Origin of the sequence: Nocardia sp. AB354 (assembly GCF_049538315.1) — a bacterium.
Classification (GTDB): Bacteria; Actinomycetota; Actinomycetes; order Mycobacteriales; family Mycobacteriaceae; genus Nocardia; species Nocardia nova.
The window spans coordinates 257069-265174 of record NZ_JBMVFU010000010.1 but is presented as its reverse complement, the minus strand read 5'-3'; the positions used below and the strand labels follow the sequence as shown (position 1 = coordinate 265174).

The 8106-nt window shown below is 67.7% G+C and carries 8 protein-coding genes; 5 read left to right on the top strand and 3 right to left on the bottom strand.

The genetic code is table 11. From position 1 onward, the window contains the following. The 3 genes from ACPCUW_RS17385 to ACPCUW_RS17375 all read right to left on the bottom strand — a co-directional run. Window positions 1-1174, bottom strand: a 1174-nt coding sequence (locus tag ACPCUW_RS17385) for an OB-fold domain-containing protein (protein ID WP_423425921.1), incomplete at its 3' end; no start/stop codon positions are given. Between the two features lie 22 nt (window positions 1175-1196). Continuing rightward, entirely contained in the window at window positions 1197-2411 is a 1215-nt protein-coding gene (locus ACPCUW_RS17380) for a CaiB/BaiF CoA transferase family protein (RefSeq protein ID WP_423425919.1), read from the bottom strand. Beyond that, window positions 2411-3889: an aldehyde dehydrogenase family protein gene (locus ACPCUW_RS17375; protein WP_063013868.1), complete on the bottom strand. Its 1479-nt coding sequence runs from the start codon at window positions 3887-3889 to the stop codon at window positions 2411-2413. The genes ACPCUW_RS17380 and ACPCUW_RS17375 overlap by 1 nt, the downstream gene beginning before the upstream one ends. A gap of 202 nt (window positions 3890-4091) precedes the next feature. Here ACPCUW_RS17375 and ACPCUW_RS17370 point away from each other — a divergent pair, with 202 nt between their 5' ends. From ACPCUW_RS17370 to ACPCUW_RS17350, 5 genes are read left to right on the top strand one after another with little or no spacing between them, the layout of a single operon-like run. Beyond that, window positions 4092-4898 (top strand): TauD/TfdA dioxygenase family protein, encoded by an 807-nt coding sequence (locus ACPCUW_RS17370; RefSeq protein WP_063013866.1) that lies wholly within the window; start codon window positions 4092-4094, stop codon window positions 4896-4898. Continuing rightward, entirely contained in the window at window positions 4895-5599 is a 705-nt protein-coding gene (locus ACPCUW_RS17365) for an SDR family NAD(P)-dependent oxidoreductase (RefSeq protein ID WP_063013996.1), read from the top strand. The genes ACPCUW_RS17370 and ACPCUW_RS17365 overlap by 4 nt, the downstream gene beginning before the upstream one ends. A 46-nt stretch (window positions 5600-5645) precedes the next feature. Next, window positions 5646-6506 carry a mycofactocin-coupled SDR family oxidoreductase gene (locus ACPCUW_RS17360; RefSeq protein WP_423425917.1) on the top strand — a complete coding sequence of 287 codons (861 nt, stop codon included), beginning with the start codon at window positions 5646-5648 and terminating at the stop codon, window positions 6504-6506. 11 nt (window positions 6507-6517) lie between these two features. Further along, entirely contained in the window at window positions 6518-6709 is a 192-nt protein-coding gene (locus ACPCUW_RS17355) for a ferredoxin (protein ID WP_030517538.1), read from the top strand. Between the two features lie 10 nt (window positions 6710-6719). Next, window positions 6720-8096: a cytochrome P450 gene (locus ACPCUW_RS17350; RefSeq protein ID WP_063013864.1), complete on the top strand. Its 1377-nt coding sequence runs from the start codon at window positions 6720-6722 to the stop codon at window positions 8094-8096. Window positions 8097-8106: the final 10 nt, after the last annotated feature.

The following is an 8106-nucleotide window of genomic DNA, read 5'->3' as shown; positions in this document are numbered from 1 at the left end:
TGTCCGGCTCGAACGCGTACCCGTAGTCCGGCACTCCGGAGCGCACCGCGACCCGGCGCAGGACCATGCGGCCGCGGTCGCCGATGCGGACCGTGCCGGGATCGGTGCCGGTGACCTTGACCAGTGCCCGCACGTCCACCTCGTCGAGTTCGACGATCACCAGCGAATACGGTGTTCGCAGACCGGGCACCGGCACGTGCACCGTCACCTCGGTGTACACGGTTCCGGTGCGCGGCAGCGGAATCAGCGTGTAGTCCGTGCTGAGCCGGCCGTCGTCACCGAGGCGATAGCGCGGCGGGAAATCCAATTCGTCGCGGCCCGGGTGGCGACCGGCCTCCCAGCGCACCTTGGCCTCGAAGGCCCGCTCGTAGGCGGCCAGCGAGATCGGGATGTCGGCACCGGGTACCGCGACCGCCTCCGGTTCGGCTCGCCCCGCGGGCTCGCGCCGGTATACCCGCACCGGCCCCGCGGAGACCGTGACCCCCGACAGACTGGCCTGCTCGACCCCGACGAGCAGCCCCGTCTGTCCCCAGTCGGCCAGTGCCGCAAGGGCGAACAGGCTCGACCCGGCCCCCGTCGTCGGCAATCGTGGTGGGGCACCGACGCACAGGTGGGCCGCCTGCTCGTGGTCGACGCCCGACACGATCACCGGCGTATCCACCCACGCCGCGGCCAGCGAGGCGAGCAGGCCGCGCTCGTGCAGCAGCCGCGGATCACCGTAATCGTGGACGTCGCCGGTGGCGTTGCGGGTGCGCACCGGCAGACTGCGCGCCACCCGGGCCGCGGTCCGCACCGCCAGTCCGCGCTCGGCGACCAGCGCCGCGGCCGCGCCGGCCGGATCCAGGTCGACGCCGATGATCAGCGTGCGCGGGCGGGCGGAGCAGAGCGCGTCCAGTGTCGCGGGCGCGCCGCCGAGTCGTTCGATCACCTCGAGCTCGGGATCCAAACCCAGTCCGGCCAGCAGCACCGCGGCATTGCTGCTCTCCAGCAACGGCAGATCCCGGCTCACCACGACGACGCGCTCGACATACGCGGTGGCACGCGGGGCGCCCGAGAGGGCGGCCCGCCCGGCCTCCACGGCCAGGGTCACCGCGTCCTCGTCCGCGCCGGGCACACGGCCGCGCGGTCCGCCCCAACAGGGCAGATAGGTTCCGATCGATGCGACACAGGGCATGTCAGCCTTCCTGCGGGCGAAACTACGTGATGGCGCCGGCGGTCTTGAGCGCGATGATGCGATCCCAGTCCAATCCCAGCTCCAGCAGCACTTCCTCGGTGTGCGCCGCGAATTCCGGCCCGGGCCCGGTATCGGGTGCGGCGAGATCGAATTGCACCGGGTTGGCGACCATTTCGAGGCTGCCGACCTGCACCAGGTAGTCGTTGGCGCGGATCTGCGGATCGGAGCCGACCTGCAGGCTGTCCTGCACCGGCGCCCACGGCCCGGCCATGGTGGCGAGTTTCTCGGTCCATTCGGCGAGGGTGCGCTGCCCGATCGCCTCACGCAGAATCGCCACGCCCGCTTCGGTATTGGCGGCGATCGACTCCGCCGTGGCGAAGCGCGGATCGTCGGCCAGCTCCGGCCGGTCGATGTGGCGCATGACGTCGGCCCAGAACTTGGTGGGCTGCAACATGACCAGCGAGAGATAGCGGCCGTCGGCGGTCTCGTAGAGGCCCGACAGCGGATTGGTCGGCGCCCCGTGCGAACCGGGTGCGGGCGCGATCAGCGGCTGCCGCAGATGTGCCGACAGCGCGATGGTGTGGCCCATGGACCACAGGCCGCTGCCCAGCAGCGAGACGTCGACCACCGACGGTTCACCGGTCCGTTCGCGTTTCAGCAGCGCCGCCGCGATTCCGCCGGCCAGATTCGTGCCGGAGATGGTGTCGCCGAAGGCCGGACCGGGCGGGGAGATGAGCCCGTCCATCCCCTCCGGGGTGATGGTCGCGGCGACCGACCCACGGCACCAGAACGCGGTCATATCGAAACCGCCTTTGGTCGATTCCTCACCGCGCGGTCCCAGCGCGCTGCCGCGTGCGTAGACGATGTCCGGCTTCACCGCGCGGATGTCGTCGACATCGATGCCGAATTTGGCGCGCGCCTGCGGCAGGAAGCTGGTGAGGAACACATCGGCCGTCTTCGCCAGCTCGTAGATCACCTCGCGCCCCTCGGGGACCGACATGTCCAGTCCGATACTGCGTTTGCCGCGATTGGCGTGCTCGATATTGGGATTCGGATCGCCCTCGACCTTCAAGCGGCCGATCTGGCGCAACCCGCGCTGCGGATCACCGGTGCGGGCGTGTTCCACCTTCACCACATCCGCCCCCCATTCGGCGAGCACCGCACCGGCCGAGGGGACGAACCCGTACATCGCGACCTCGAGGACGCGGATGCCGTCCAGGGGTTTGCCGCCGCTCATCACGCCACCACCGCTGCGAAGGACTTCTGCTCGAGGAATTCCTCGATCCCGGCCACACCCATCTCGCGGCCGATGCCCGACTGCTTGTAGCCGCCGAACGGCACGTCGGGATGAAAGTAGTTGCCGCCGTTGATACTCATCGTTCCGGTGCGGATGCGCCGCGCCACCGCCAGCGCCCGGTCCTCGTCGGCGGAGAACACGCCGCCCGACAGCCCGTAGACGGAGTTGTTGGCGATGCGAACCGCATCCTCGTCGTCGTCGAACGGGATCAGGGCCAGCACCGGCCCGAACACCTCTTCCTGGGCGATCTCGCTGTCCGGGTCGACGCCCGCGAGCAGGGTCGGGGCGTAGAAGTAGCCGGGGTCGACCTTCTCCCCGCCGCACACCAGTTTCGCGCCGGCCTCCACCGCGCGCTGCACCAGACCGTGCACCTTGTCGCGCTGGCGTTCCGAAATCAGCGGGCCCATATAGTTTTTCGGATCGCCCGGGTCGCCGTAGCTGACCTTGGACATGAATCCGGCGACCATCTCGGCCACCTCGTCGTGGCGCTCGCGCGGCACCAGCATGCGCGTGGTGATCGCACAGCCCTGCCCGGCGTGGCTGCAGATGCTGAAGGCGCCGAACATCGCGGCGGTGCCGAAATCGGCGTCGTCGAGCACGACCATCGCGGATTTGCCGCCCAGTTCCAGGAAGACGCGTTTGAGCGAATCGCCGGCCGCCGACATGATTTGGCGGCCCACCGCGGTCGATCCGGTGAAGCTGACGACGTCGACATCGCGATGAGTGGTCAGCGTCCTGCCCACCTCGACATCGGATCCGGACAGCACGTTCACCACACCCGCCGGGATGTCGGTATGCTCCGCGATCACCTCGCCGAGCGCCAGTGTGGCCAGCGGCGTATCGGGGGCGCCCTTGAGCACCACGGTGCAACCGGCGGCCAGCGCCGGCGCCAGTTTCGCCAGCGCCAGCTGATGCGGATAGTTGTAGGCCGCGATCGCCGCGACCACACCGGAGGCCTCGCGCTCCACCCAGCGACGGTGCATGCGGCCGCGGTCCTCCACCTCGCCGAGTTCCTCGGTGCGCGGGTAGGTGCGGGTGAGACCGGCGAAGTAGTTCACGATCTCGAACGGTGTCTCGAGCTGATTGGCGTGGGTCATCATCCGGGTCGCGCCGACCTCGGCGATGGTCAGCTCGCGCAGGTCTTCGACGTTGGCGCGCAGTGCCGCGTAGAACTGCTCCAGGCAGTGCGCGCGGAATTCGGTGTTCGTGGACCAGTCGGTGGTGTCGAAGGCCCGGCGCGCGGCCGCGATCGCCGCCTCGGTGTCGGCGATGCTCGCCTCGGGCGCGTACCCGTAGATCTCTCCGGTGGCCGGATTGAGTGAGGCGAAACTGCGCTCCCCCGCGACGAGTTCACCGTCGATCAGCATTCGTCTGGTGACGGCGCGCCCGTCGCCGGCCGTCGCGTTGCCCTGTGGCATCCCGTCTCCTCGTCTATGGAAATTCCATTCTCAGCAATGGAGAATAATGTATCCGAGCAGGTTCGGCCCCAGCAATGGCCGAACGCGTCCCACCGATCGCCGCCGTCACCCGGTCACCCTCGGAACGTGCGCGAATCCAGGGAAACCTTGCGGAGAAACGCCGAGCGAGAGTACGGTTCTCACAATTGGAAGGGAGATTCTTGTGGTTGAGACGACAGCGCTGAACCCCACCATCGGAGTGGAGGTCACCGGGGTCGAGGATCTGCACGACGACACGGTGATCAGCCGGTGCCTCGAGGCCCTGAAGTGGCGCGGCGTCCTGGTGGTCCGCGGACTGCATCTCGACGACGAAGCCCAGCTGGCGTTCTGCCGGCGCCTGGGCACGGTGCTCGCTCCCGGTGGCCGCGAAATCTTCACCATCACACTGGATCCCGAGAAGAACCGGGCCGCGAAATATCTCGAGGGCACCTTCTTCTGGCATATCGACGACACCACCAACGACGTGCCGGCCAAGGCGACCGTGCTCACCGCGCGGCATGTGGCGATGGAAGGCGGCGGCACCCAGTTCGCCAGCACCTACGCCGCCTACGAAGGACTGTCCGAGGCCGAACGCAAGCGCTACGACAACCTGCGCGTCGTGCACAGCTTCGAGGCCTCCCAGCGCCTCGTGCACCCCGACCCGACCGCCGAGCAGGTCGCCGACTGGCGCCACCTGCCCACGCACGAAACGTCGCTGGTGTGGCAACGCCGGGACGGCCGCCGCTCACTGGTCATCGGCGCCACCGCCGACCACATCGTGGGCATGGACGCGGCCGAGAGCCGCGCACTGCTCGACGAACTCCTGGAGTGGTCGACTCAGCCGCGCTTCTCCTACACCCACGACTGGTCGGTCGGTGATCTGGTGGTGTGGGACAACACCGGAATCCTGCACCGCGCCCTGCACTACGACGCGAGCTCCGAACGCGAACTGCACCGCACCACGATCGCGGGAGCCGAACCGTGGGCGTGAGAACAGCGGTGGTCACCGGGGGCGGGTCCGGCATCGGACTGGCCGTGGCGAATCGGTTGCGCGCCGACGGCTTTCGCGTGGCCACTCTCGACATCAAACCCGGCGAGTCCGAATTCGACCACACCGCCGATGTCACCGACCGCGCCCAGATCGACGCCGCGCTCACCGCGATCCGGGAACAACTGGGCCCGGTGACGGTGCTGGTGAACTCCGCCGGCGCCGAAGGCTACCGCCGCTTCGCCAACCTGAGCTTCGAGCAGTGGGAACGCACCATCGCGGTGAACCTGCACGGGGTCTTCCACAGCATTCAGGCCGTCCTGCCCGATATGCGCGCCGCGCAGTGGGGCCGGATCGTCAACATCTCCTCCTCCAGCACCCATTCCGGGCAACCCTTCATGTCGCACTACGTCTCGGCGAAGTCGGCGGTCAACGGACTGACGAAATCGCTGGCCCTGGAACTCGGCCCGGAGGGCATCACCGTGAACGCGGTCCCGCCCGGGTTCATCGATACACCGATGCTGCGCAAGACCGAACAGGCCCAGCTGCTCGGCGGATCCATCGAGGACCACATCGCCCGCACCCCGGTCCGCCGGGTCGGCCGGCCCGAGGACATCGCCGCCGCCTGCGCGTTCCTCGTCTCCGAGGAAGCCGGCTACATCACCGGCCAGATCCTGGGCGTCAACGGCGGCCGCAATACCTAACCGGCGCGAAACGCGCTGAGGCACAACACAACCGAAAGGACCACCAGTGGGACGCGTGGAAGGCAAAGTCGCCCTCGTCACCGGTGCCGCACGAGGGCAGGGCCGCAGTCACGCGGTGAAGCTGGCGTCCGAGGGCGCCGACATCATCGCCGTCGACATCTGCAAGGACATCGAGACCATCGGATATGCGATGGCGCGGCCGGAAGACCTCGAGGAAACCGAACGACTGGTGGAGAAGACCGGCCGCCGGATCGAAGCCGTGCAGGCCGACGTCCGCGATATCGCCGCGCTGCGCGACGCGGTGAAACGCGGCGTCGACGAGCTGGGGCATCTGGATGTCGTGGTGGCCCAGGCCGGCATCGCCGGCATGAAGGGCGAACCGCAGTGGCAGGCCTGGACCGACGTCATCGACACCAACCTGATCGGCGTGATCAACACCGTGCACGCCGCACTGCCGTATCTGGACACCGGCGCCTCGATCATCGCCACCGGCTCGACCGCGGCGTTGATGGATGTGGCCAAGGTCGATCAGCCCGGCAAGGATCCCGGCGGCATCGCCTATATGGTCGCCAAGCGCGGATTGTCGATGTACATGCACGAATTGGCGACGCATATCGCCGCGCGCAATATCCGCGCCAATGTCATCCATCCGACCAACTGCAATACGAACATGTTGCAGAGCGAGCCCATGTACCGCTCGTTCCGGCCCGATCTCGAGAAGCCGACCCTGCAGGACGCGCAGCCCGCGTTCCATGTGCAGCAGGCCATGCCGGTGCCGTGGATCGAGCCGGAGGACACCAGCAACATGGTGCTGTTCCTGGCCTCCGACGAATCCCGCTACGTCACCGGCATGCAGATGCGGGTGGACGCCGGCGGATACCTCAAGTGGTACGACTATCACATCTAAGGGGAGACACCGTGAAGGTTCGCGTCGATCCGGAGCGCTGCCAGGGACACACCCTGTGCGCCATGGTCGCTCCGAAGTCGTTCGTACTCAGTGAAATCGACGGCCACTCCTCGGCGGTCAGCGAGGACGTTCCCCCGGATCAGGAGGAACAGGTCCGCGAGGCCGCCCAGTCGTGCCCGGAACGAGCGATCACCATCACCTGAGAGGAACGCCGTGACCGCCGAAAACATCACCGAGGCCGGACCGGCGGACGACGAGCGGAAACAACCGCAGTACTCGTTCGACCGGTACGCCCCGGAGTATCGCGACAATTTCCTGTCCATCACCCAGGACATGCAGCAGCACTGCCCGATCGCCTGGTCGGACACCTACGGTGGCCACTGGGTCGCCGCCGGCAACCGCGAGGTGTTCGAGCTCGCCCGCTGCCCCTACGTGTCCAACGATCACGACACCGCCGGGGAACGCCGTGGCTATCAAGGGATTTCGATTCCGAAACCGCCACGCGCCGCCGCCATCCGGGGCGGGATCCTGGAGATGGACGAGCCCGAGCATCGCGAACTGCGGTCGGCGCTCAACCCGTATCTGTCCCCGGCGGCGGTCAACCGCTGGATTCCGTTCATCGACGAGGTCGTGCGCGCGGCGATCGACGAGAAGATCGAGTCCGGCCGCATCGACTTCGTCGACGATCTGGCCAATATCGTTCCCGCCGTTCTCACCTTGGCGATGCTCGGCATCCCGCTGAAGAAGTGGACGGTCTACAACGAACCGGTCCATGCCGCGGTCTACACCCCGCCCGATTCCCCGGATATCGAGCGGATCACCGCGATGCACCGGGAGATGGGCCTGGATCTGCTCAACAACCTGATCGAGATCAAGGAGAATCCGCGGCCGGGCATGATCGACGCGGTGGTGCGGGCGAAGGTCAACGGCGCCCAACTGCCCGACCTCGAGATGCTCGGCATGCTGGCACTGATCATCGGCGGCGGTTTCGACACCACCACGGCGCTCACCGCGCATTCGCTGGAATGGTTGTCGGAGCATCCGGACCAGCGCGAAATCCTCAGCGCGGAACGCGAGACCCTGCTCGATTCGGCGACCGAGGAATTCCTGCGGTACTACACGCCGGCTCCGGGCGACGGCCGCACCATCGCCGAGGACTGCGAGGTGGTCGGCACACGATTCGCCGAGGGCGATCGGCTGTGGCTGTCGTGGGCGATGGCCAACCGCGATCCGTCGATCTTCGAGGACCCCAACGAGATCATCCTCGACCGGCATCGCAACCGGCACTACAGTTTCGGGCTCGGGATCCACCGCTGCATCGGCTCCAATCTGGCCCGCACGGTATTCAAGCGGATGCTGCTCGCGGTGCTGGACCGGATGCCCGACTACCGCTGCGACCCCGACACCACGGTGCACTACGACACCATCGCCGTCATCCAGGGCATGCGGCATCTGCCGGCGACGTTCACCCCGGGCCCGCGGCTGGGCGAGGGTCTCGACGCGACTCTGGAGAAGTTGCAGGCGATCTGCGAGGAGCAACAGCTCGCGGCGCCCGTGACCGCCCGCAAGGAACAGGCCGACATCCACTGAGCCTCGCGCA

Bases quoted from the DNA above. Each gene is read 5' to 3' on its own strand.
- ACPCUW_RS17375 (WP_063013868.1), bottom strand. From the start codon at position 3,889: ATGCCACAGGGCAACGCGACGGCCGGCGACGGGCGCGCCGTCACCAGA.
- ACPCUW_RS17380 (WP_423425919.1), bottom strand. From the start codon at position 2,411: ATGAGCGGCGGCAAACCCCTGGACGGCATCCGCGTCCTCGAGGTCGCG.